At 59.8% G+C, this 22,310-nt stretch carries 22 protein-coding genes, 1 pseudogene and 2 other annotated features; of the genes and pseudogenes, 9 read left to right on the forward strand and 14 right to left on the reverse strand.

Annotated elements, in window-relative coordinates; all coding sequences use genetic code 11:
- The gene (locus C5748_RS15855) at positions 1-1,410 is read right to left on the reverse strand and encodes an FAD-binding oxidoreductase (RefSeq protein WP_105742904.1); all 1,410 of its coding nucleotides are present in this window, start codon (positions 1,408-1,410) and stop codon (positions 1-3) included.
- Between the two features lie 142 nt (positions 1,411-1,552).
- Between C5748_RS15855 and C5748_RS15860 the strand changes: the two genes are divergently transcribed.
- Complete coding sequence (locus tag C5748_RS15860) at positions 1,553-2,590, forward strand: GlxA family transcriptional regulator (RefSeq protein ID WP_146119538.1); 1,038 nt, start codon at positions 1,553-1,555, stop codon at positions 2,588-2,590.
- Positions 2,591-2,876: 286 nt separating this feature from the next.
- Here the strand turns inward: C5748_RS15860 and C5748_RS15870 are convergent, their stop codons facing one another.
- Positions 2,877-3,662 carry a UTRA domain-containing protein gene (locus C5748_RS15870; RefSeq protein WP_245581826.1) on the reverse strand — a complete coding sequence of 262 codons (786 nt, stop codon included), beginning with the start codon at positions 3,660-3,662 and terminating at the stop codon, positions 2,877-2,879.
- A 62-nt stretch (positions 3,663-3,724) separates the two neighbouring features.
- Here C5748_RS15870 and C5748_RS15875 point away from each other — a divergent pair, with 62 nt between their 5' ends.
- The 5 genes from C5748_RS15875 to C5748_RS15895 all read left to right on the forward strand — a co-directional run bounded on the left by C5748_RS15875 (position 3,725) and on the right by C5748_RS15895 (position 8,394).
- A complete protein-coding gene (locus C5748_RS15875) occupies positions 3,725-4,774 on the forward strand; it encodes an ABC transporter substrate-binding protein (RefSeq protein ID WP_245581827.1) in 1,050 nt (349 codons plus the stop codon).
- Positions 4,775-4,873: 99 nt separating this feature from the next.
- A complete protein-coding gene (locus C5748_RS15880) occupies positions 4,874-5,689 on the forward strand; it encodes an alkaline phosphatase family protein (RefSeq protein WP_105742907.1) in 816 nt (271 codons plus the stop codon).
- 25 nt (positions 5,690-5,714) lie between these two features.
- The gene (locus tag C5748_RS15885) at positions 5,715-6,518 is read left to right on the forward strand and encodes an ABC transporter permease (RefSeq protein WP_105742908.1); all 804 of its coding nucleotides are present in this window, start codon (positions 5,715-5,717) and stop codon (positions 6,516-6,518) included.
- Positions 6,515-7,309: an ABC transporter permease gene (locus tag C5748_RS15890; protein WP_105742909.1), complete on the forward strand. Its 795-nt coding sequence runs from the start codon at positions 6,515-6,517 to the stop codon at positions 7,307-7,309. Before C5748_RS15885 ends, C5748_RS15890 begins: the two co-directional genes overlap by 4 nt.
- Positions 7,306-8,394 carry an ABC transporter ATP-binding protein gene (locus tag C5748_RS15895; protein ID WP_105742910.1) on the forward strand — a complete coding sequence of 363 codons (1,089 nt, stop codon included), beginning with the start codon at positions 7,306-7,308 and terminating at the stop codon, positions 8,392-8,394. The genes C5748_RS15890 and C5748_RS15895 overlap by 4 nt, the downstream gene beginning before the upstream one ends.
- Before the next feature lie 537 nt (positions 8,395-8,931).
- Here C5748_RS15895 and C5748_RS15900 read toward each other — a convergent pair.
- From C5748_RS15900 to cyoA, 5 genes are all read right to left on the reverse strand, one after another.
- The gene (locus C5748_RS15900; protein WP_425350265.1) at positions 8,932-9,588 is read right to left on the reverse strand and encodes an SURF1 family protein; all 657 of its coding nucleotides are present in this window, start codon (positions 9,586-9,588) and stop codon (positions 8,932-8,934) included.
- Between the two features lie 183 nt (positions 9,589-9,771).
- Positions 9,772-10,179 (reverse strand): cytochrome o ubiquinol oxidase subunit IV, encoded by a 408-nt coding sequence (gene cyoD, locus C5748_RS15905; protein ID WP_105742912.1) that lies wholly within the window; start codon positions 10,177-10,179, stop codon positions 9,772-9,774.
- Positions 10,176-10,814: a cytochrome o ubiquinol oxidase subunit III gene (gene cyoC / locus C5748_RS15910; protein ID WP_105742913.1), complete on the reverse strand. Its 639-nt coding sequence runs from the start codon at positions 10,812-10,814 to the stop codon at positions 10,176-10,178. Before cyoC ends, cyoD begins: the two co-directional genes overlap by 4 nt.
- 1 nt (position 10,815) lies before the next feature.
- On the reverse strand, positions 10,816-12,819 hold the full coding sequence (cyoB, locus tag C5748_RS15915; protein ID WP_105742914.1) for a cytochrome o ubiquinol oxidase subunit I: 2,004 nt from the start codon (positions 12,817-12,819) through the stop codon (positions 10,816-10,818).
- 44 nt (positions 12,820-12,863) lie between these two features.
- Positions 12,864-14,018: a ubiquinol oxidase subunit II gene (gene cyoA / locus C5748_RS15920; protein ID WP_105742915.1), complete on the reverse strand. Its 1,155-nt coding sequence runs from the start codon at positions 14,016-14,018 to the stop codon at positions 12,864-12,866.
- Between the two features lie 435 nt (positions 14,019-14,453).
- Between cyoA and C5748_RS15925 the strand changes: the two genes are divergently transcribed.
- Entirely contained in the window at positions 14,454-15,818 is a 1,365-nt protein-coding gene (locus C5748_RS15925) for an MFS transporter (RefSeq protein WP_105742916.1), read from the forward strand.
- Positions 15,819-16,121: 303 nt separating this feature from the next.
- Here C5748_RS15925 and C5748_RS15935 read toward each other — a convergent pair whose 3' ends face one another.
- The 7 genes and pseudogenes from C5748_RS15935 to C5748_RS15965 form a co-directional block, all read right to left on the reverse strand.
- Positions 16,122-16,532: a MarR family winged helix-turn-helix transcriptional regulator gene (locus C5748_RS15935; protein ID WP_199194808.1), complete on the reverse strand. Its 411-nt coding sequence runs from the start codon at positions 16,530-16,532 to the stop codon at positions 16,122-16,124.
- An 86-nt stretch (positions 16,533-16,618) separates the two neighbouring features.
- Positions 16,619-17,104 (reverse strand): nucleoside deaminase, encoded by a 486-nt coding sequence (locus tag C5748_RS15940; RefSeq protein WP_199194809.1) that lies wholly within the window; start codon positions 17,102-17,104, stop codon positions 16,619-16,621.
- The gene (locus tag C5748_RS15945) at positions 17,104-17,478 is read right to left on the reverse strand and encodes a DMT family transporter (protein ID WP_105742918.1); all 375 of its coding nucleotides are present in this window, start codon (positions 17,476-17,478) and stop codon (positions 17,104-17,106) included. Before C5748_RS15945 ends, C5748_RS15940 begins: the two co-directional genes overlap by 1 nt.
- A gap of 49 nt (positions 17,479-17,527) precedes the next feature.
- Complete coding sequence (locus tag C5748_RS15950; RefSeq protein WP_105742919.1) at positions 17,528-17,848, reverse strand: DMT family transporter; 321 nt, start codon at positions 17,846-17,848, stop codon at positions 17,528-17,530.
- Between the two features lie 15 nt (positions 17,849-17,863).
- Positions 17,864-18,253 carry a DsbA family protein gene (locus C5748_RS15955; protein ID WP_342588364.1) on the reverse strand — a complete coding sequence of 130 codons (390 nt, stop codon included), beginning with the start codon at positions 18,251-18,253 and terminating at the stop codon, positions 17,864-17,866.
- A 155-nt stretch (positions 18,254-18,408) separates the two neighbouring features.
- A complete protein-coding gene (locus C5748_RS15960; protein WP_199194810.1) occupies positions 18,409-18,708 on the reverse strand; it encodes a type 2 periplasmic-binding domain-containing protein in 300 nt (99 codons plus the stop codon).
- Between the two features lie 118 nt (positions 18,709-18,826).
- Positions 18,827-19,303 (reverse strand): annotated as a pseudogene (locus tag C5748_RS15965) (methyltransferase domain-containing protein); the annotation flags it as partial.
- Positions 19,304-19,671: 368 nt separating this feature from the next.
- Positions 19,672-19,720, forward strand: a sequence feature (sul1 is cis-regulatory element that is thought to sense ions involved in sulfur or methionine metabolism; They are found in Alphaproteobacteria).
- A gap of 208 nt (positions 19,721-19,928) precedes the next feature.
- Between C5748_RS15965 and C5748_RS15970 the strand changes: the two are divergent.
- Together C5748_RS15970 and C5748_RS15975 are read left to right on the forward strand one after the other, a co-directional pair.
- Positions 19,929-20,399, forward strand: coding sequence for an NYN domain-containing protein (locus C5748_RS15970; RefSeq protein ID WP_158259867.1), 471 nt, complete (start codon positions 19,929-19,931; stop codon positions 20,397-20,399).
- A gap of 135 nt (positions 20,400-20,534) precedes the next feature.
- Positions 20,535-20,585: a sequence feature (sul1 is cis-regulatory element that is thought to sense ions involved in sulfur or methionine metabolism; They are found in Alphaproteobacteria), on the forward strand.
- Between the two features lie 216 nt (positions 20,586-20,801).
- Positions 20,802-22,307, forward strand: a complete 1,506-nt coding sequence (locus tag C5748_RS15975; RefSeq protein ID WP_105742960.1) for a SulP family inorganic anion transporter — start codon at positions 20,802-20,804, stop codon at positions 22,305-22,307.
- Positions 22,308-22,310: the final 3 nt, after the last annotated feature.

Genomic DNA, 22,310 nt, shown 5'->3' on the forward strand with positions numbered 1-22,310 from the left:
TCAAGTCCCCGGTGCGATGTTCTGGTTGAAGCGGAACCGGTTTTCAGGGTCGTACTTCGTCTTGATGTCTACAAGACGCTGGTAATTCGATCCAAAACTGGTGCGGGTCAGCGCGGCACCGTCTTCGCCGTGGCCGGGGAAGTTGAGATAGACGCGACCGTGATGGCCGAAGCGCTCCGATGCCTTCCAGCCATCGCGGGCCCAGGCAATGTTCGCGGCATCGTCGCCAGGATCGGACCAGACACCGTCCAGAGAATACATCCACCCCATGGATCGGTCGCCGAAAGCAGTGGCCTCAACCGGGACCTGCGCCGTCGCCCCACCGAAATTCCACAGAGATGACAGCGTATTGTCCGAGGGCGCAGTCATGGCGTACTGCATTGCAAGGTCAATCATCTCGTCGCTCAGGCCGGTCAGATACCGCGCTTTCCAGTAGCAACGGAAATCGCCTGATGGCATCAGCGTGTCGAAGAGCTGCTGAACATCGCAGTAGTCCATCCGACCGGAAAAATCGGTGACCATGGTGCCGAGGTCGCGCAAGGGCTGAAGCAACGTCTCGCCTTCCGCAGCATCCCCGTTATAGACGCAAGCCAGCGTATAGACGCGCTTTCCCCGGTACTTTTCCGGGAAATCCTCGCCGCCGGCAGTGGAGAACTCGCAAAGCGATCCGACACGATCACCATGTCTGGCCAGAAATTCGCGCCATGCGCGGATCGGGCCGGGGCCGTCGTCGAGGGCATATATGGGGGCCGCGAACATCACTTCGGGGCCGATGGGGTGAAGCGCGAATTCGAACCGGACGACGACCCCGAAATTACCGCCCCCACCCTTGAGCGCCCAGAGCAGGTCAGGGTTTTCATCGTCACTGGCACGGACAAGAACGCCGTCTGCCGTGACCACATCCGCCGCGATCAGATTGTCGACCGAAAGTCCGTGCCTGGCGCGCAGCCATCCGATCCCGCCGGACAGGGTCAACCCGGCCACGCCGGTCTCCGAGATGAGACCGCCGGGCGTCGCAAGGCCATGCGCCTGGCTGGCCTTGTCGACATCGCGCCACAGGGCGCCACCTTCGACGACGGCAACGCGCGCCTCGGCATCCACCGTGACGCCGCGCATCAGCGACAAGTCGATCATGACGCCTTCGTCGCAGACTGCGTGACCCGCCACATTATGGCCGCCGCCACGGATTGCTATGGGCAAATCCTGCGTCACAGCCAGCGATACGGCCGCTATCACGTCATCCACGTCCTTGCAGCGCGCGATAAGCGCCGGGCGCCGGTCGATCATGGCGTTCCAGACCATTCTTGCCGCGTCGAACCCCGGGTCGCCGGGTCGAAATATCTCTCCGCCGAAATCTTCAGTGCCAAAACTTTCAGTGATCGGGTTGAGAGCCGTTGTCAGATCATTCATTTCAAAACTCCTTTGCAACTGCGATGGAGCTACGACGATCCCAGCGGTCGGGGCAGTGGCGATTTGGTCATGAACGGGTCATACTGGACAGGCGACCGGGGCATACGCGCCAAAACCGTGCCAAAATGGTTGGAAGACCACTGTGAACAGTTCAAAAAAGCCATTGATCGTATTGCTGGCGGAGCCGGAAACCTCGGCCTCGGTCCTCTATGGCCTCTATGACGTATTGCTGTCGGCCGGGGCGGTATACACCGATATGGTCGCCGGCACGCCGGGGCAGGAACTTCTGGAGGTCAAGATCGCTTCGGCGGACGGCAAGGCGTTTCACTGTCTGGGCAATATCCCGGTCGAGCCACACGCAGCCATCGACGATTTGGACAGGGCGGACGCGGTGATCGTCTGCGACATGTATACGTCGATCCATGATGTGCCCACGGGCCGCTACCCACGAGAGGCGGCCTGGCTGAAGAGACTCCATCGAGATGGGGCGCTCGTCTGCTCGGTCTGTTCCGGGGCTCTCCTGATCGCCGAAACCGGCCTCTTGAACGGGCATAGGGCGACGGCCCATTGGGCCTATCGAAGCATGTTCCAGCGTAACTATCCCAAGATCGCATTTCGCAACGAGTCCGTCCTTTGCCTGGAGGCGGAAGGCGACCGCATCGTAACCGCCGGCGGGGTCAGCGCCTGGCACGATCTGGCGGTCTATCTGATCGCCAGATACTGCGGATATCGGCAAGCGATCGAGACCGCGAAAGTATTCCTGATCAGCGGGCATTCCGAAGGCCAATCCCCCTATGCGGTGATGACCCGTCCCATGGCGTCGGAAGACGGGCCGATCTCGGATTGCCAGACCTGGATCGCCGACAACTATGCAATGGCCAAACCGGTGGAGCGAATGGTCGCGCGGTCCGGTCTGAATGCGCGCACCTTTTCGCGCCGTTTCAAGGCGGCCACGGGCTTTGCGCCGATAGAATACGTACAGGCATTGCGAATCGAAGAAGCTAAGCAAATGCTGGAGACTGACACTCTATCGGTCGACGAGGTCGGCGTCTCGGTCGGATATGATGACCCGGCCTCTTTTCGCAGGGTCTTCAAGCGTGGCGTGGGATTGTCGCCGTCTGCCTACAGGAAGAAGTTCCAGCGTATCGCGCAGATCGCCAGACCGCTTGAGGTCCATTGATTTCGCGCTGTGCCACCCTCGACAATCCGGATTTTCTCTTCGTCTGTCCAATCCCGTCGCCGCCGAAAATCATCAGCGGGAAGGACCTCAATTTGTGAAACGACCGTAGCGCATGACATAAGGCATGGACTTAAAGCATGTTCTCAAATCAAGTCAGACGGCCTTCGGCAGAGGGATACAGAAGGTCCTTCGAGCGTCGCGTTCACCAGCCGTTCCCTCGTCCTCACTGGTTCTTTCTATGTAGGGATGCCGACGTTCGCCTCCATGCCAATCGGCGCCCAGTTGATCAGGAACCATGCGGAACGGCGTCAATCTGGATTGAGATTGCATTGTGCCGCCAGTATTCCAGGTCACAATCGATGAGACGCCCAGCCAGATCGCAGTTGACGCGCGTGATTTTCAGTCCGTATGCGCCCTCGGTACAATGCAATTTATCAGCGATCATACCGCGCAGCGCTATAGGATTGATCTCGAAATAGGCCGGGCCGTAGTCGATCCCATAATACTCTTGATAGATTGAGGTGAGCGAGCGGCGCAGATCATGCTGCAAAATGTTCGGGAACACCGTTTTCGACAGATAATGCTCGACGAACAGCACCAGCCGGCCGTCGATGCGGCGCCGGCGGCGAACGCGCCAGAACTCGGTGCCGAGCGCGCATTTCATTCGTACGCAGATGTCGTCGGGCGCAGGCGCTGAAACCGCATCGACCAGTTCGGTCTCCGCCCGCCGCTCCTGCTGGGCCACCATCACATGAAAATTCGAGCGCTGGAGCGGATTGTAAATCAGCCGAGGACCGCTCACGTACCAACCCCGCCGATTTTCCCGATAGATCAGCCCGTCGATTTCCATATGGAACAGGGCCTCGCGCAACGTGATGCGGGTGGTGGAATAAATTCCCACCATCTGCCTCTCGGAAGGCAGGCGCATATCGGTGGCAAGACGCCCCGAGACGAGATCTCGGCGCAGGGTCTGCTCCAGAACCTCAGCCTCCCCGCCCGCGCTGCTCTTGTTCCTGGTGTCAGACATTTCCCCTCCGCGTTTATCGGCCGCAAATTTCCATCGCGCTGTCACGGCGCTGTCATCACAGAACGCTATTTAGCCGTTGATCTGGTCTAGACCAAGGAGATTTTATCGTGAAACATGCAGCTATTCTCTCGCTTCCATTCCTTGCCATGGCGACCGTCTGCGCCGGTGCACAACAAGACGATCTTCAAGCCCTGGAAGACGCGGCTCGCAAGGAAGGCGTCGTTTACAGTGTCGGCATGCCGGATGGCTGGGCCAACTGGAAGGACACCTGGGCCCAGTTGACGGAAAAATACGGCCTGAAGCACTCCGACACCGACATGAGCAGCGGCGAGGAGATCGCCAAATTTGCCAATGAAGGCGTCAACGCCACTGCTGACATCGGCGATGTCGGCCTGGAGTTTGGTCCGATTGCCGTGGCGCGCGGCGTGACCCAACCCTACAGGCCGACCACTTGGGATCAGATCCCGGACTGGGCCAAGGACGACGAAGGGCACTGGATCATCGGCTATACCGGCACCATCGCCTTTTTGATCTCGACCGACGTGGCCAATCCGCCAGCCTCCTGGGCCGATCTGCTTAAGGGCGACTACAAGGTTTCGATCGGCACGGTCGGTTCCGGCGCGCAGGACAACGCCGCCGTTCTCGCCGCGGCCATCGCCACGGGCGGCGGCGAAGACAATCTCCGTCCCGGTGTCGAACTCTTTGCCAAGCTCGCCGAGCGGGGCCGTCTGCTCGCCAACGGCGTCAATCCGGCCACGATGGAAAAGGGCGAGGTGCAGGTCGCGCCGATCTGGGACTTCAACGCCCTCAACTATCGCGACGTGGTCGGCCGCGACAAATTCAAGGTCGTCATCCCTTCCGACGGCTCCGTCACCAGCGGCTATGCCACGATCATCAATAAATATTCCAAGCAGCCGAACGCCGCCAAGCTTGCCCGCGAATATATTCTGAGCGATGCCGGCCAAATCAACCTTGCCAACGGCTATGCCCGCCCGATCCGCGTCGATCACATCGAGTTGCCGGACGAAGCCAAGGAGAAGCTGCTGCCTTCCGAGCAATATGCCAAGGCCCGCCCGATCAGTGCGGAACTGTGGACCACGGAAGCGGCCACCGAACTGACCAGGCTCTGGCGCGAACTCGTCGCTCCCAAGATGTAAGGAACGGCGCCAAGTCCGGCCACAGATCGGCTTTCGCAGGCGTTTCCACCCGCGAAAGCCTCAACCTGCCCGCCCCGCAAACACTTACGAAGCAATGACATGAACAGAACGATCTTCATCCTGCTGGACGGGCTGCGCTACGCGACCGCCCGCGACTGTCTGGGCTATATGGAAGGGCTGGTAGCCGCCGCCGAAGCGCAGGTCTACGAGGTGCGCAGCGAATTGCCGTCCATATCGCGGCCGCTCTATGAGACGCTGATGAGCGGTTTGCCGCCGGTGGCGCACGGCATCACCAGCAATGCAATCGTCCGTCGCTCCAGGGTGGACAATGTCTTCGCGCTGGCCACGAAGGCCGGCCTCGTCACCGCCGCTGCGGCCTATCACTGGTATTTCGAGCTTTACAATCAGGCGCCGTTCTCACCGGAATTCCGGCATGTGGAGGATTTTCCCGGCGAGATCCGCCATGGCTCCTTTTATTGGGACGACCGCTATCCCGACAGCCATCTGTTCGCCGACGCCGACATGCTGCTGCGGCGCCGCAACCCCGATTTCCTGCTGCTTCACCCGATGAACATCGACGACGAGGGCCACAAGCACGGCGGCGCATCGCGCGAATATCGCGATGCCGCCCGCAATGCCGGCGATCTTCTCGCCCGTTATCTGCCCAGCTGGCGGGAGGCCGGCTACACGGTCCTCGTCACCAGCGACCACGGCATGAGCGACGACGGCAATCACGGCGGCCCCCACGAGACCGAAGCGCGCGTGCCGCTCTATACAATCGGCGGGGACGTCTTCACCCTCGATACCGCCGCCCCGCCAAAGCAGACGGAAATCGCCGGATTGATCTGTTCGTTGCTTGGCATCGACACCCATGGCCTGCCGGTACCCGACGGGCTCTTGAGGAACAAGGCATAACGCCATGAAGGGAAAAGGGGGTTCCATGCGCCTTCTGGCATTGCCTTTCCTCATGATGCTCGCCCTGCTGATCGTCTGGCCGCTGGTCAGCGTCGTGCACGACAGCTTCATCTCGGGCGGTGTCTGGTCGCTTGGCAACTACCGGACCATTCTGTCCGACGGCTATTACCGGCAATCCTTTCTCAATGCGCTCGGCATCTCGCTGATCACCACCGCGGTCGGTATGTTCTTCGGCTTTCTCGTCGCCGTCTGTCTGCGCGGCCACTCCGGCGGGCTGCGCCGCGCCGCCATGGCTTTCGCCAATATCGGGGCCAATTTCGCCGGCGTGCCGCTTGCCATGGCCATCATCTTCCTGTTCGGGCTGAACGGCATGTTCACGCTCATGCTCAAGGCGACCGGGCTTCTGGAGGAGTTCAACGTCTATTCCGTGACCGGGCTCATTATCGCCTACAGCTACTTTCAGGTTGCGCTGGCAACGCTGCTGATCACGCCGGCGCTCGACGCCATCGGCCGGGAACTGGAGGAGGCAGCCATGCTGATGGGGACCGGACCGGCGCGATTCTGGCTGAGGATCGGCCTGCCGGGCGTGGCAAGGCAATTGATCGCCATCGCCATCCTGCTCTTCGCCAATGCCATGGGTACCTATGCCACGACCATCGCGCTCACGGGAACCAGCGTCAACGTGGTGACGATCCGCATCAGCGAACTGGTGTCCGGCGACATCTTCTCCGACCCCAACCTCGCCAACGCCATCGCCATCCTCCTCTTCGTCGTTCTTCTGGTTCCGATCATCGTCAGCCAGATCGCCGCGAGGGAGAAGCAAGGATGAAACAGCTTCGCATCGACACGCCAAAGGTTTTCCTCGGCCTGATGGTGTTCGTGATGTTGCTGCCGCTCATCGCTACCTTCATGAACTCCGTGGCGTCGGAATGGTCGGGAACCGTGCTGCCCTCCGGGCTGACAGGGCAGTATTACGCCAGTGTCCTTGCCGATCCGCGCTTCCATGCCGCGCTCCTGCGCTCCGTGGCGGTGGCAGCGGTCGCCCTCGCACTCGCCACCGCCATCATCGTGCCGGCGGTGGTCGCGGCCCATATATACTGGCCGGCGCTCGACCGCTGGATGGCGAGGCTCGTCATCCTGCCCTATGCGATACCCGCCATCGTCCTGATGGTCGGCTATCTTCGGATCTTCTCCGCTCCGCCGCTCCAGATCGGCGGCACGCCGCTGGTGCTCGTGTTGACCTATGTGCCGCTGTGCTTCCCGATGTTTTATATCGGCGTCAAGAACAGCCTGCGCAGCCTCGACATTGCCGATATGCTCAATGCGGGCCGCCTGCTCGGTGCAAGCGACCTGGCGATTCTGCGGCGGGTTGTGCTCCCTTGCATCCTGCCCGGCGTCACCATCGCCATCGTGCTCAATTTCGCCGGTCTCATCAGCGAGTTCGTCTACGCCAAGATGCTTGTCGGCGGAAATTTCGAAACGCTGCAGATGTACATGTTCGCCCAGCGCAGCCTCAGCGGCCGCATTTCCAGCGTGATCGTGGTTCTGTATTTCATGCTCATCCTCGCCATCACCCTCATTGCCTTTTGGCTCTTGACGAAAACGGAGCGCCGGCCATGACCTATCTCCTACTTGACGGCATCCGCGCCAGCTATGGCGGCACGACCGTTCTCGACAATATCGACCTGGCGGTCGGGAAGAGTGAAATGCATGTCCTGCTCGGCCCCTCCGGCTGCGGCAAGACCACTCTGCTGCGCTCCATTGCCGGCCTCGTCCGCCCCGACGGCGGCAGGATTGTCCTCGAAGGCCGCAGCATCGGGGCATTGCCGCCCAAGGACCGCGGCATCGGCATGGTGTTCCAGCATTATGCGCTGTTTCCCAACATGACGGTCCGCCAGAATCTCGCCTTCGGGCTGGAACAGCGCCGGATGGAAAAACGCATCATAGGGCACAAGGTCGATGCGGCACTCGATACGGTCTCGCTGACCGACCGCGCCGATATGCGGCCGCACCAGCTCTCCGGCGGCCAGAAGCAGCGGGTGGCGCTCGCGCGGGCCTTGGTGCTCGAACCGAAGCTCATGCTGCTGGACGAACCTCTGTCTGCGCTCGATGCTCAGATCCGCAAGCGCCTGCGCGAGGAACTCAAACGCATTCAACGCGAAACCGGCCTGACCAGCATCCTCGTGACGCACGATCAGGATGAAGCTTTGTCGCTCGGCGACCGCATTTCGGTGATGAATGCCGGACGCATCGTCCAGACCGGCAACGGTCAGGATATCTATTATCGCCCGGCGGACGATTTCGTGGCCCGCTTCATCGGCGATGCCAACATCATCGAAGCCAGCCGGATCGAGATTCTGGCGCGGAAAGCACCGGGAAAAACGGCGATCATTCAGCCCCATGCGATCAAGATCGGCACCACCTCGGAAGACGCCCTCAATCTCCGCGCGCGGGTGCTGGAAGCAAGCGTCGCCGGCGCATCGGTACGCTATCTGATGGACGTCGCAGGCGTGCCGCTGAAAGTGAGAACCCACACCTCCAGCGAAGGTCAATATCTGAGCGCAGGTAGCGAAAGTTCACTGTCGGTTCGGTGGAAGGACATCCACTTCATCCCATCCGTAGCCGTGGCAGAAGGGAACGTGAATGGATACATGCCCACCGCTCATTCGCCCGAGGGCGTGCTGAGGCCAAATCTCCAAAAATGACACGATGGAGCGAACACGACCGCAAAGGCGACACACAATCCACCCCGTGACGTCATGCTGTCACACGCCGCCAAGGAGGGTCGCGGTTATCGGAAGTTCACATACGTTGGTCGTACCCGCCCATCCCTTGCTCCTCTCCGCCTTCATGCTGGCAGATTCCGCCTTGCCTAGCGGCTCGGCGTACCGGATATCCGGCGGCTACGTTGTCTCCAGAGCTTCATACCGAGTCGTTACCGGCTCCGCATGTCCGGTAGAGAACGGTTGATGGAACAGCCGGTTTCTTCAGGCAATATCTCCTCCTGTGAAACAGAAACTCACACGACTTGCAGTCGCACGAAAACACTCTTTGCCAAGTCCACTCCGATCATCGTATCTTTCGTCACGGTTGCCATCCTTTCTGCTTGTGGGCTTTCACCCATCGATGAGAAGAACGCCGCGCAATCCCGTTCCCCCTTTGATCTACCTGTCGTATATCTATGCCCTTTAATGTTCAGGGGCCAAAAATGGCTTGCAAATGGGAGCCGTCCACATATGGACCTAAGCCACCTTCCGGAAGGCATAGGCTGCCCCCGTGCTCATGAGCGCCAGCAGATACCAGGTAATCGCATAGACCAGATGGGTGTTGCGGAAGCGGACGACCGTCAGGCCGCCGACCGGTAGGCCGTCGGGATTTGTCGTCGCATCGGCATCGATGAAATAAGGCGCGACATCGTGAAGGTTCTTGGCCGCAGCGATCGCGGCAACGTCGCGGGAATACCAGCGGCCGTTCTTCGGATCATTCGAGCGCAGGAAAGCGCCGCCCGGCTCGCTCATGCGCAGAAGACCTGATATCGTGACGTGACCGGCAACCTCGCCAGCCGCGCGCGAGGCCCGGTCACGCCGGTCGGTTGGCACGAAGCCGCGGTTGACGAGGATCGTCGCGCCGTCCGGCTGATGAAGCGGTGTCATCACCCAGAAACCGGCGCCCAATCCGGTTACCGCCTGAACCAGCACATGCTTGTCATAGTCGAACCTTCCGGATGCCGTGACATGCCGATATTCGTCCCGTTCAGTCGTTATCCCCGCCCAGTCGGACGGCGCGGGTGCCGGCACGGGTGCCGCATGAACGCGGGCTTCGACGCGAGCGATCAGATCGAGCTTCCAGAACAGCCGCTGTATCTGCCAGGTGCCCAGCGCGAAGAAAACGACTGTCATGAACAGCATCGCGACCGTCATGAACCACCGCGAGCGACGCGTGCGACCGGGAGTTTCCTCCCCTGCCCCACCAGTCGAAGCGCGGTCCACGGCCATATCCGTCACCCCTGTTTTAGCCGCATGAACTTATCCGAAAAGCTAGCCGACTTTTTGCTGACGCTGACCTTCGGTTCGGGATCATGCTCAGGGCATGTTCTTCATCATCTCCGGCGACATGGGCATCATGTTCGCGTTGAGATGATGCATGATCCAGAGCGAGCCGGCGAGCAGGATGCCGACAAGCACGATGGTGAAGATCAGCGCCATGATCGTCCAGCCGCCTTCGGAGCGTGGATTCATGTGCAGGAAATAAATCATGTGGACGACGATCTGCACGGCGCCAAGCCCCATGACGAGAACCGCCGTGAGGAGCTTGCTGTCGATGGCACCGCTCATGACCAGCCAGAAGGGAATGGCCGTCAGGATCACAGACAGGACGAAACCGGTCATATAGCCCTTGAAGGAGCCGTGAGCGGCATCATGGCCCCCATCATGGCCATGATGGGTGTCGCCCGCATTGTGGTGGGCCGGGGCATGGGGATGCGAACTCATCCGAGGACTCCCATCAGGTAGACGAAGGAGAAGACGCCGATCCAGACGACGTCGAGGAAGTGCCAGAACATACTGAGGCACATCAGCCGGCGTTGGTTCTCTTGGGTTAGCCCATACTTCGATACCTGCACCATGAGGGTAATCAGCCAGACGATACCGAAGGTGACATGCAGGCCGTGGGTGCCGACCAGCGTGAAGAAGGAGGAGAGGAAGGCCGAACGTTGCGGGCCGGCGCCCGCATGGATCAGATGACTGAACTCGTAAAGCTCTAATGCCAGGAAGATCGCGCCGAACACGCCGGTGACGGCGAGCCAGGACAGCGTCTGGAGCTTGGCCCCACGCGCCATCCACAGCATGGCGAAACCATAGGTGATGGAGGAAAAGAGCAGCATCGCCGTGTTGACGGCGACGAGCGGCAGATCGAACAGATCGGCGGGCGATGGACCTGCGGCATAGTTGCGGCCAAGCACCCCATAGACGGCGAAGAGGGTGGCGAAGATCAGGCAGTCGCTCATCAAATAGAGCCAGAAGCCCAGCATGGTGCTGCCTTCGGGATGATGATCCTTGTCCGTCAGATAGAATTCCGGATTCTCGGTTGCCAGTGCGGCCTGATGGGTGCGTGTTTTACTTATCATTTCAGCTCTGTCCCGCCAGCAGTCTGGTGCGCGCATTCTCGGTCGCGGTCACGGTTTCGGCAGGGATGTAAAAGTCCCGGTTGTAGTTGAAGGTATGGCCGATGGCGACCGCGATCATCGCGACAAACGAAATGATGGCCAGCCACCATATGTGCCAGATCATCCCGAAGGCGAAGCCGATGGCGATCATGGCCAGGATGAAGCCCGCGCCCGTATTGCGCGGCATGTGGATCGGCCTGAAGCCTCCCAATGGGCGTGTATGGCCGCGTTTCTTCATGTCATACCAGCTGTCATGATCGTGGACGATGGGTGTGAAGGCGAAATTATACTCCGGCGGCGGCGACGACGTTGCCCATTCCAGCGTGCGCCCGTCCCACGGGTCGCCGGTCAAGTCGCGCAGCGCCTCGCGATTGCGGATGCTGACGAAGATCTGGACGAAGAAGGCGGCGATGCCGAGCGCGATCAGGCCGGCGCCGAATGCGGCGATGCTGAACCATATCTGCAGCGACGGATCGTCGAACTGACTCATGCGGCGCGTCACGCCCATCAGTCCGAGCACGTAGAGCGGCATGAAGGCGAAGAAGAAGCCGATCTGCCAGAACCAGAACGACACCTTGCCCCAAAACGAATCCAGCTTGAAGCCGAACGCCTTCGGGAACCAGTAATTGATGCCGGCGAAGACCCCAAACACCACGCCGCCGATGATGACGTTGTGAAAGTGCGCGATCAGGAACAGTGAGTTGTGCAGCACGAAATCGGCGGGCGGGATCGCGAGCATGACGCCGGTCATGCCACCGATGGTGAAGGTCACCATGAAGCCGACTGTCCACAGCATCGGCACCTCGTAGCGGATGCGTCCGCGATACATGGTGAAGAGCCAGTTGAACAGCTTCGCGCCCGTCGGGATCGAGATGATCATCGTGGTAATGCCGAAGAAAGCATTCACGGAGGCGCCCGAACCCATCGTGAAGAAATGGTGCAGCCAGACGATGTAGGAGAGGATCATGATCACGCATGTGGCGTAGACCATCGAGGTATAGCCGAACAACCGCTTGCTGCTGAAGGTCGAGACCACTTCGGAAAAGATGCCGAAAGCCGGCAGGACGAGGATGTAGACCTCCGGATGGCCCCAGATCCAGATGAGGTTCACATACATCATCGGATTGCCGCCGAGGTCGTTCGTGAAGAAGTTCATGCCGAGGTAACGGTCCAGCGACAGAAGCGCGAGCACTGCGGTCAGGACCGGGAAGGAGGCGACGATCAGGATGTTGGTGGCCAGCGCGGTCCAGGTGAAGATCGGCATTTTCATGAAGGTCATGCCCGGCGCGCGCATCTTCACGATGGTCGCGATCAGGTTGATGCCGGAAAGCGTCGTCCCGATGCCGGCCACCTGCAGGCCCCAGATGTAATAATCCACCCCGACATCCGGACTGTAGGCAATGCCGGAGAGTGGCGGATAGGCAAGCCAGCCGGTTTTGGCGAACTCGCCGATGAAAAGCGACATCATGACGATGACCGCGCCGGCGACCGTCATCCAGAAGGAGAAATTGTTCAGGAACGGGAAGGCGACGTCGCGCGCGCCGATTTGCAGCGGAACGACGAAGTTCATGAGACCGGTGACGAACGGCATCGCCACGAAGAAGATCATGATGACGCCATGGGCCGTGAAAATCTGGTCATAATGATGCGGCGGCAGATAGCCTTCATGGCCGCCAAAGGCGATTGCCTGCTGGATGCGCATCATGATGGCGTCCGAGAAACCACGAACCAGCATGATGATCGCGAGGATCACATACATGATGCCGATCTTCTTGTGATCGACGCTGGTGATCCAGTCTCGCCAAAGCGGGCCCCAGAACCGGTAATAGGTGATAAGGCCGAGAACGGCGATCGCGCCGATCATGACGCCGATGAACGTCACGACAAGAATCGGTTCATGAAAGGGAAGCGATTCCAGGGTCAACCGGCCGAAGATGAACTTCATAAGGTCAGGGTTGGAAAACATCGTCGTAAACCTTTACGTGCCGGCGGCGCCAGTTGGATTCAAGATTATCTGAGGACCGTGCCGGACGAAACCTGGCTTAGGTCACCGCCCTTGCCATAGGAGGGGCCAAAGGAGGGGAAAGGCGAGCGGCTTTGTGGCGGGAGAACCTCGCTGCCTCCCGGCCCGGCGCCTTCCGGTGTGCACTGGGCAAGCAGGAAGGGACGAGACTGGCGCCCGATCGAACCCCAGTTGCGCTCCCGGTCATAGGTCAGTTGGAAGACGATATTCGCCGAGTCCAGGCCGCCGCCGCCCCGGGCATCGATCATGGCCATTTCCTTCATGCACATTTTCGAGGGATCGACGCACATGTTGAGGATCGCATCGTAGAGCCCGCTGTCGACGGTCGAATAGTGGCGGACCGGCTCCTTCTCGCTCGGGAGCTCCAGCTCCTGGTACGCGGCCCGCGTCAGGCTGGATCCCTTTTGCCGTACGGAGGCGACCCAGGCATCGAAACCGGCAGGGTCAAGGCCATGGAACTTGAAGCGCATGTGAGAGAAACCGCTGCCGCTGAAATTGGCGGAGAACCCCTCATATTCACCCGTCCGGTTGATAACCGCGTGAAGCTTCGTCTCCATGCCCGCCATGGCGTAGATCTGGCCGGCAAGCGCCGGGATGTAGAATGAATTCATGACCGAGGACGCGGTGATCTTGAAATTGATCGGCACGTCGAGCGGCGCCGCCATCTCGTTGAGGCTGGCAATGCCGTAATCGGGATAGATGAACAGCCATTTCCAGTCGAGCGCCACGACCTCCACTGTGAGCGGCTTCACATCCGCGGCGACCGGGCGCTCGGCATCGATCCGGTCGAGCGGCCGGTAGGGGTCGAGCTTATGGGTGCTCATCCAGGTGATCGCACCCAGCGCGATGATGATGGCGAGCGGCGCCGACCAGATGACGACCTCAAGCCGGGTCGAATGAGACCATTCCGGATCATAGGGTGCTTCGGTGTTGGACTGACGGTATTTCCACGCGAAAAACAGCGTCAGGAAAATGACCGGCACGATGATGATCAGCATCAGCGCCGTCGAGACAAGGATCAGGTCTGCCTGCTGCCTGGCGATATCGCCGGAGGGAGACATGACGACCATGTTGCAGCCGGACAACAGCGGCAGAACAAGGAAAGCGAACAATCGTCCGACGATTTTGGGGTGCATGGACATCTTGCGTGCTCGAATTTTATGTTTTGCGTAAGTCGGAGTAACGCCAACGCCGCTTTTGCGGAATGAGGCCGTTGGCCGCACTGCAGCAATTCATCGCAGCATAGCAAAACCCGGTTCCAGTGAATTACCGACGAGTGTGCCCCTTCAAAGTTCGCTCTCGAAGCCGATATCGAAATCAAGTGAACTTCGAATCACGGCACTAGAATCAAGAATTTGCGTGTATTTATTGGGACCGATATCGACATTACGAATTTCAGAATCTGTACATTGGATACCCCCGGCTCATCTCTGCTGAGGCCAAGTTAACACACAATAACGATGTGACCAGATACTTATCCCATCTTATCATCGGCTTTTTGGGGAAAGATTCCTTGATCTCTCCCCAAGTTTGTTCGACATTTCATCCGCAGGTCGAGACAGGCAGGAGGAAATAGCATGAGCACGGTCGTCAAACCCTGGTTCGAAGGACCCAAATCTTCAGACCTCGAACGGGACGCCCGTCGCATCAACGACGGCAAGGCGATTTCGCCGGGTAGCATCGCGCTGGGCGTGGTGATCGGTCGCATGTCGGAATTCTTCGATTTTTTCGTCTATGGGCTCGGTTCCATTCTGGTCTTCCCGAAACTGATCTTCCCCTTCGCGTCCACTCCGCTAGCCGCCCAGATGATGTCCTTCGCGATCTTCCCGCTCGCCTTTCTGGCGCGGCCGGTGGGCTCTTTTGTCTTCATGTGGATCGACCGCCATTTTGGGCGGGGAACGAAGCTGACGATCGCGCTTTTCATGCTCGGCGGCTCGACCGCCTCGATTGCCTTCATGCCCGGATACGACACGATCGGTTATTGGGCTGTAGCGCTGCTGGCGCTGTTTCGGCTAGGGCAGGGTTTCGCGCTCGGCGGCGCATGGGACGGGCTGTCCTCGCTGCTCAATCTCAACGCTCCGAAGAACCGGCGCGGCTGGTATGCGATGATCCCGCAGATCGGCGCACCCGTCGGCTTCGCGCTGGCGAGCATCCTCTTCTGGTATTTCATTTCCAATCTTTCGGAAACCGATTTCCTCGCCTGGGGCTGGCGTTACCCGTTTTTCGTCGCCTTTGCGATCAATGTCGTGGCGTTGTTCGCCAGGTTGCGCATCGTTGGGAGCAAGGAATTCGGCGTCGCGATGGAGGCCAGGGAACTGGAACCCCGGCCGGTCTTCGAGATGTTGAGCAAACATGCCCGCGATGTGGTGCTCGGCGCGTTCGTGCCGCTGGCGAGCTTTGCGATGTTCCACCTCGTCACGATATTTCCCTTAAGCTGGGTGACGCTGCACGGCGGCCAGCCGGCGGCGAAGTTCCTCCTGGTGCAGGTGGCGGGCGCGGTCGTCGGCATCATCGGCATCGTGCTTTCCGGCCTGATCGCCGATCGTATCGGCCGCCGCAACCAGTTGATGATCGGTGCTGTCATCATCGCGATCTTCTCGTTTTCCGCGCCCTTCCTTCTCGATGCGGGCAGCATGGGCCAGGACGCCTTCATCATCATCGGCTTCGGCATCCTCGGCCTCTCCTTCGGCCAGGCGTCGGGCGCGGTCTCCTCGCGTTTCAAACGATACTATCGCTATACGGGCGCAGCCCTCACCTCGGATCTCGCCTGGCTGGTGGGTGCCGGCTTTGCGCCGCTCGTGGCGCTCGGGCTTGCCAGCAGCTTCGGCATCATCTTCATCGGCGGCTATTTGATATCCGGCGCAATCTGCACACTGGTGGCATTGAGCCTCACCCGTATGCTCGACTACGACAACGAGTCGATTCGGCGGCGGCGGCGGTAAACGCCTGATGCAAGCACACGCATCGAAGACAAGCGCAAGATGAGCCAGAACCACCCGGAGGTGAACGGCGATGGCGTTGCCGCCGGTCTGGCTTCCAGCGATCGCGAGAGCGACCGCACAGTCGCCTCGTTGATAAAGGCTGGGCCGCGATGATCGGCCTGAACCAACTCGCCCTCTACTTGCCACCGCCGCTCTAATGAGTCGGTTGCGGGAAATAGGAAGCTTGCATTCCATCCGCCGGTGAGACCGCTACGCGCGGACGAGCAATGCCGTCAGCCGGGAAAGCGGGCTTAAGACCGCCTATCATCCCGCCTTGATGAATCTTGCCGACAGCAATTCCTCGCAGCCATGCTCCTTGAGGGCGGCATTGAGGGCCGCCTCGTAGTCGGGCTGCGCGCTTTCGAGGCGCGAGCGTCCCTTGTCGGTCAGGACCGTGTAGACTCCGCGCTTGTCGTCCGGGCAAAGATCGCGAACGGTGAAGCCGCCACGCTCCAGGCGTTCGACCATTCGCGAAACCGAACTCTGGTTCAGACGCAGATGCGTAGCCAACTCCTGCATCCGAAGTTCGCAATCCGGTGATATCGACAATATCTGGAGCGCACGATACTCCGACAGGCCAAGCCCGTGCTGTTCTTGCAGAACCTTGCCCATCTCCGCTTCGACGTTGGCCACCACATGAATCAGCTGGAGCCATGAATCACTTTTCTTTGACATGATCGACGTGGACTCCTCTTGAGCAATCAGCGGGACATTTCATCAAATGTATGTCCATGCAATAACTGACTCAAGGGAGCGCGCCGCTATGACGCGCGCAACCCTGAGCGAAATGCCCGAAATGGGCGCAAGCCTTCCGAGACGGCGAGCTTGCGCACGGCAGGCGATCGCCAGGTCTTCGGATCGTGGGCAAAGAGGCGATACGTGCCGCGATAGTCGAACCCATGCGCGGCAGCCTCGTCGCGATCAACCGCGTAGAACAGCTGCGAGATGCCCGCATGAAGCGCGCTCGTATAGCACATGGCGCAGGGCTCTCCCGACGCCAGAAGCGTCGTGCCCGGCAGGTGGGTTGTGCCGTGCGCGCGGCAAGCGTCGCGTATTGCCTCGACTTCGGCATGCGCAGTCGGGTCGTGATGCTCTCGGACGCGGTTGACGCCGCGCCCAAGGATGACGCCATCCTGATCGACGACGAAGGCGGTGAATGGAATGCCGCCATCGTGGACATGATCCACGGAGAAGGCGACCGCCTCCTCCATAAGCTGCATGTAGCGGGTCGAATGATCGGCGACCATCAGGCTTTCTCCTGGAGCTTTGCGCTGTCGGCGAGCTTCAACCAGACGACACCGGCGATGATGACCGCTAGCCAGAATGCCTGGACCAGCGTAAGCGGCTGATCGAGCAGAACGCCCCCGAAGACAGCTGCACCGACAGCGCCGATGCCTGCCCATACCGCGTAGCCGATTCCCACGTCGATGGTTCGCAGGGCGGCGCTGAGAAAGTAAAGCGTGAGCAGGAAGAATACCAAGGCCGCCGCCGACCAACTCAGGACGGTAAACGCCTGGCTGCCTCCGACGCTGAGCGCGTAGCCGATTTCAAATGTACTCGCGAGCATCAACATGGCCCATGCGCGCCCGCTGCTTTGGTTGTTTTCACCCGTAGTCGTCATGTCAGGTTCCTTTCAGGTCGGATGGGAATTGCGCGAGGAAGACGGTTCTCTACGCGGCGCCGCTGAGGCGCAGGCCGACGACGCCTCCGATGACGAGAGCGATCCCGAAAATCTTTTTCAGGGTCAGTCGCTGGCCAAAGAACAGCGTGCCCAGGATGGCTATCCCGACGCCCGCAACGGAAGTCCAGATGGCGTAGCCGACGCCAACGTCGAAGGTGAGAAGTGCGAGACTAAGGAAGAAGGTGGCGATTGCACCGCTGACGAGGGTGGAGATGGTCCACCCGAGTCGCGTGAATCCCCTCGCATTGCCAGCGCTGATTGCGACCGCGATCTCAAAGATCACGGCGATTCCAAGATATAGCCAGCTCATCGTGTTTTCCTTTCGTCACTGGTTGACTGGTTGCGCTCGAAGGCATGTGCCTAGCGGGTTGCCTGTTTCGTAGGATGGGGGGCGACCGTCGACGCCGCCACTGTCCTCGAGTTGATCGATTGCCTGTCGCAACTCGTCCATTGGCGGTGGCGTTTCGAGGTTGAGGCGAGATCGACGGCAGGCGGATCGGAACGCCCCGCTTTTCGGTGAGCAGATAGACGGACCTATTCCAGACGGTCGGGAGAAGGGGTCTTCCGGGCGTAGGGTCGGCACTGGCTCGGGCCGCAGTTCGAAGGCGCGCCAAGAGATGGCAACATCTCTGTTGCCGATAGCATCGGACAAAACCTGCTCCGCAAGCAGGCAGAAGGGGCAAACATAGTCGGAATACATGGTTACGGTGCTCATCGGGCTCGCTCACGATTATTGTATGCACATGCATTAACATAACCGCCACGATGAGTCAATTTAATTGCATGTGCATGCAATTATAAAGCGCGGGTCGATGCTGGTCCGCCGGTGCAGTCGGCCCAACCAAGCGCGTACCGTCGAGTATCTGGAAATCAGGAAAATCGAGTTGACCGGTTCATTTTGTCCGCGAGGTTTTGCAGCGTGGCGCTGTGGTTTTGCGGACACTGGATTGCTGGGAAGGCAACCGGCTCCGGTTGGTCGGCGAAGGGCAGGAAGACGATGCCGGCCGCCGGCAACAGCGACGTGGCCGCCCCTACGATGGCGATGCCGAAGCCTTGCCCGACCATTGACAACAATGTGCCGCGCACGACATCAAAACGCAGGGCCGACGGCGCGGGCCAGAGCGCCCGGCGAGCCGCAGCACGATACACGTACGTCAGCTTTGGCGACACTCATTCGCGAAGCCGCCATTCCGCTTCCACCCTACTGAGACAGATGAGAACCGGAAAGGTCGACCCCGTCAGAGACATGCTGTGGAGCGATAGGCGTGCCCGATAGCCGCCCTTCGGGTCAGGATTTGTCTTTGATCGCGAGAAACAGACCGGTCTCCTTCGGCACATCCAACGCTCCGCCGCCCTCCGCAAAGGCGGACTGGATCGCGTCCTTGAAGGCTATGAGCTGTCGGTCGTCAGCCTGGTCTCCCGGTGGGTAGGAGGTCAGGGCGAGGAAGACGTCATCTGGACTGGTCACTCGCATATGGGCGGGATGAACATAGGATTTCACGTTCCCGAACCGCTCTTGAAGCAACCGCTCGGCATCCGGGAAACCAAACGCGGCGGCCGCCGGATCGTAAGGCGTTCCACCGAACGCCGTCGTCAGTTCGTAGAGCCGACGCATATTGTTGGCGCCGTTGGTCGTCACAGCAAGGAAGCCTCCCGGCTTCAGGACGCGATGCATCTCGGCGACCGCCACCGCCGGATCGGTGAGATGATAGAGCATGTGCATCGCGATCGCGCCGTCGAAGCTCCCGTCCTCGAACGGCAGCGATGCCGGGAACTTACAACTCGCTATCCACGGGATAGACAAGGCGGTCACCCCGAATCGAGGAAAGTACACCTCGCTCCACCAAGTGATGCATGTTTCCCCCTAAATCATGATCAGCAGCGCCAACACCGGCACGGTGTGTGTGCCGCGCATATCCCACAGTTTCGGCAACTACCAATCTGGGTATCTTTTTCGCGGCCTGACCGTCCACACGACCGGTCGCGAGATCAGACAAGGGCCTGTTCGGTGATGGGTACGGAAAAGGTTTGGCCGCGATGTGGATGACCGCTGGACTTCGATGGCTTCCATGGGCATATTCTTATCGTGCGGGTCCATTGAAGCCCTAATTCAGAAATCGGCCTGCACAAGAACCGGGACCGCTTGCGGTGGCTATGTCGAGCGCCTACCCCTCGACCAACAACAAGCGAAGTCTATCCCCTCGCCGCAGGCCCGCGGTCCCCAACAATGATTGCACGACACGGCCACATATTCACGAGCGAGAACCAGGTTCACGCGATTCTCATTTTTCATCGAGATCGCTCGTTCCGGGAGTGAGGACTTGCGCAAACCCGCCAGACCGGAGGAGTTTTTGCGTAGCCCATATGAATTTCAGAAATGTTGCGTACTGTTGGATGGATCGTACATCGATAGCATCTCGACCAACAGGCAGTTCGATTTTATCAAATTCGCGTCCGCCATGAGGCAGAATTACAGCGTGACCAATTTCGTCTATTTCAGCCTTGTTCCCCGATATGAGGAGATTTTTCCGAAGCGACGCCTGTTGGACTGGCTATCCTACAATGGCTATATCGTCCGGGAGAAGCACGCGAAGATGCCCTTCTCGCAATCTCCGACAGGCTTACGTGGAAGCCTGTCGCTGGAAATCGCGATAAGCGCACTGGAAGCCTGCGACAATACGGACGGATTCGTTCTCGCGACCAATGACAGCGACATGTGCGCCGCCATCCGGGCCCTCCAAAAGAGGACCAAATGGGTGGCGCTCGTCGGCGGCGTAGCCGATACGGCTCCCTGGCTTGACGATGAATTGCGTCGGACCGCAGATATCTGCTTGCCATTGGATCCGATGATGAAGGCTTAGGACCGTTGCGCGTGTGATCTGCGTTCATCTTTCGGGGCTGCCGAGACAATGAGATCGCATCGTCAGGATGCGAAACACGAATTTTCCAAATTTCAGCTTGATCTCACATTCGTTTGCCGCAATATTGCCGCTGTCAACGGACCCGATCTCGGGTGGCTTCTCCGGGCGCCTATCCCCCGGCAACCAGCTAACTCCTGCTCATATCTTTCACAGATATCCTGCGGCGAGCATTCCGATTGGACACCCCCAAATGACTGCGATGGCCTAATCACGCCAAAGAACTGATGTTCGCTGCCGTCGTGCAATTTGCACCGGCTAACACACGTCAGCCTTCATGCGCGCGAGACCTCGCCCGTTTCCAACATCAACCGCCGGTCCGATGGTCTCCCAAGCGTCGCCGGCATGGAGAACATAAACTTGAACCAGGATTTTCTTGGCCAGCTGCGCCAACAATGGCTCGGCAACGTCAAAGGTGACATGCTTGCCGGCCTCGTCGTTGCGCTTGCCCTCATTCCCGAAGCCATCGCCTTTTCCATCATTGCCGGCGTCGACCCGAAGGTCGGCCTCTATGCGTCGTTCTCGATCGCCGTTCTGATCGCCTTCGTCGGCGGCAGGCCCGGCATGATTTCGGCGGCAACGGCGGCAACCGCCGTGCTGATGGTCACACTCGTTCGCGACCACGGCCTTCAATATCTGCTGGCGGCGACCGTGCTCGCAGGCATCCTTCAGATCATCGCCGGCATCTTCAAGCTCGGCTATCTCATGCGCTTCGTGTCCAAGTCGGTGATGACCGGCTTCGTCAACGCGCTGGCGATCCTGATCTTCATGGCGCAGCTACCGGAACTGACCAACGTGCCGATGCTGACCTATGTCATGGTCGCGGCTGGTTTGGGCATCATCTACCTCTTCCCCTATATTACCAGAGCCGTGCCGTCACCGCTGGTCTGCATCATCGTGCTGACTGCACTCTCCATGTGGTTCGGCTTCGACATTCGCACCGTCGGCGATATGGGCGAGCTGCCGTCGACACTTCCGATCTTCCTGATCCCGCAGATTCCGCTCAACCTCGAAACGCTGATGATCATCCTGCCCTATTCGGCAGCGGTCGCAGCCGTGGGCCTGCTGGAATCGTTGATGACGGCACAGATCGTCGATGATCTGACCGACACGCCGAGCGACAAAAACCGCGAATGCGTTGGCCAGGGCATCGCCAATACGGCAACCGGCTTCATCGGCGGCATGGCCGGCTGCGCGATGATCGGCCAGTCGATCATCAATGTGAAGTCGGGCGGCCGCGGGCGCCTCTCGACCTTCAGCGCCGGCGTGTTCCTGTTGTTCATGATCCTTGTTCTCGGCGATCTGGTCCGCCAGATTCCGATGGCTGCGCTCGTCGCCATCATGATCATGGTTTCAATCGGCACTTTCTCCTGGTCCTCGATCAAGAATCTGAGAGACCATCCTCGCTCATCCTCGATCGTCATGATCGCCACCGTCATCGGCGTGGTCTACACCCACAATCTCGCCATCGGCGTGTTGATCGGCGTGCTGCTTTCGGCGGTGTTCTTCGCCTGGAAGATTTCGCAGATCTTCCGCGTCACCTCAGCCCTGACCGCTGGCGGAACCCATCGCACCTACAAAATCGAAGGCCAGATCTTCTTCGCCTCGGTCGAGGACTTCAACAAGGCCTTCGATTTCAAGGAAGCGCTCGACAAGGTCACGATCGACGTCAGCCACGCCCACATCTGGGACATTTCCAGTGTGGCCGCGCTCGACATGATCGTTTTGAAATTCCGCCGTGAGGGTGCCGATGTCGATATCCTCGGCATGAATGCGGCGAGCGAAACGATCGTCGACAAGCTCGCCATTCACGACAAGCCCGGCGCGATGGAACGCCTGATGGGCCATTGAGGG

It is taken from the genome of Phyllobacterium phragmitis (genome assembly GCF_002980495.1).
Taxonomy (GTDB): Bacteria; Pseudomonadota; Alphaproteobacteria; order Rhizobiales; family Rhizobiaceae; genus Paramesorhizobium; species Paramesorhizobium phragmitis.

What these genes read in the sequence shown, in the direction of transcription:
- cyoB (WP_105742914.1), bottom strand. Translation starts at nt 12,819, where the DNA reads ATGTTTTCCAACCCTGACCTTATGAAGTTCATCTTCGGCCGGTTGACC.
- C5748_RS15935 (WP_199194808.1), bottom strand. Translation starts at nt 16,532, where the DNA reads ATGTCAAAGAAAAGTGATTCATGGCTCCAGCTGATTCATGTGGTGGCC.
- cyoD (WP_105742912.1), bottom strand. Translation starts at nt 10,179, where the DNA reads ATGAGTTCGCATCCCCATGCCCCGGCCCACCACAATGCGGGCGACACC.
- C5748_RS15855 (WP_105742904.1), bottom strand. Translation starts at nt 1,410, where the DNA reads ATGAATGATCTGACAACGGCTCTCAACCCGATCACTGAAAGTTTTGGC.
- C5748_RS15945 (WP_105742918.1), bottom strand. Translation starts at nt 17,478, where the DNA reads ATGACGACTACGGGTGAAAACAACCAAAGCAGCGGGCGCGCATGGGCC.
- C5748_RS15895 (WP_105742910.1), top strand. Translation starts at nt 7,306, where the DNA reads ATGACCTATCTCCTACTTGACGGCATCCGCGCCAGCTATGGCGGCACG.
- cyoA (WP_105742915.1), bottom strand. Translation starts at nt 14,018, where the DNA reads ATGTCCATGCACCCCAAAATCGTCGGACGATTGTTCGCTTTCCTTGTT.
- C5748_RS15940 (WP_199194809.1), bottom strand. Translation starts at nt 17,104, where the DNA reads ATGGTCGCCGATCATTCGACCCGCTACATGCAGCTTATGGAGGAGGCG.
- C5748_RS15880 (WP_105742907.1), top strand. Translation starts at nt 4,874, where the DNA reads ATGAACAGAACGATCTTCATCCTGCTGGACGGGCTGCGCTACGCGACC.
- cyoC (WP_105742913.1), bottom strand. Translation starts at nt 10,814, where the DNA reads ATGATAAGTAAAACACGCACCCATCAGGCCGCACTGGCAACCGAGAAT.
- C5748_RS15885 (WP_105742908.1), top strand. Translation starts at nt 5,715, where the DNA reads ATGCGCCTTCTGGCATTGCCTTTCCTCATGATGCTCGCCCTGCTGATC.
- C5748_RS15890 (WP_105742909.1), top strand. Translation starts at nt 6,515, where the DNA reads ATGAAACAGCTTCGCATCGACACGCCAAAGGTTTTCCTCGGCCTGATG.
- C5748_RS15975 (WP_105742960.1), top strand. Translation starts at nt 20,802, where the DNA reads ATGGAGAACATAAACTTGAACCAGGATTTTCTTGGCCAGCTGCGCCAA.
- C5748_RS15900 (WP_425350265.1), bottom strand. Translation starts at nt 9,588, where the DNA reads ATGACAGTCGTTTTCTTCGCGCTGGGCACCTGGCAGATACAGCGGCTG.
- C5748_RS15925 (WP_105742916.1), top strand. Translation starts at nt 14,454, where the DNA reads ATGAGCACGGTCGTCAAACCCTGGTTCGAAGGACCCAAATCTTCAGAC.
- C5748_RS15955 (WP_342588364.1), bottom strand. Translation starts at nt 18,253, where the DNA reads ATGAGCACCGTAACCATGTATTCCGACTATGTTTGCCCCTTCTGCCTG.
- C5748_RS15950 (WP_105742919.1), bottom strand. Translation starts at nt 17,848, where the DNA reads ATGAGCTGGCTATATCTTGGAATCGCCGTGATCTTTGAGATCGCGGTC.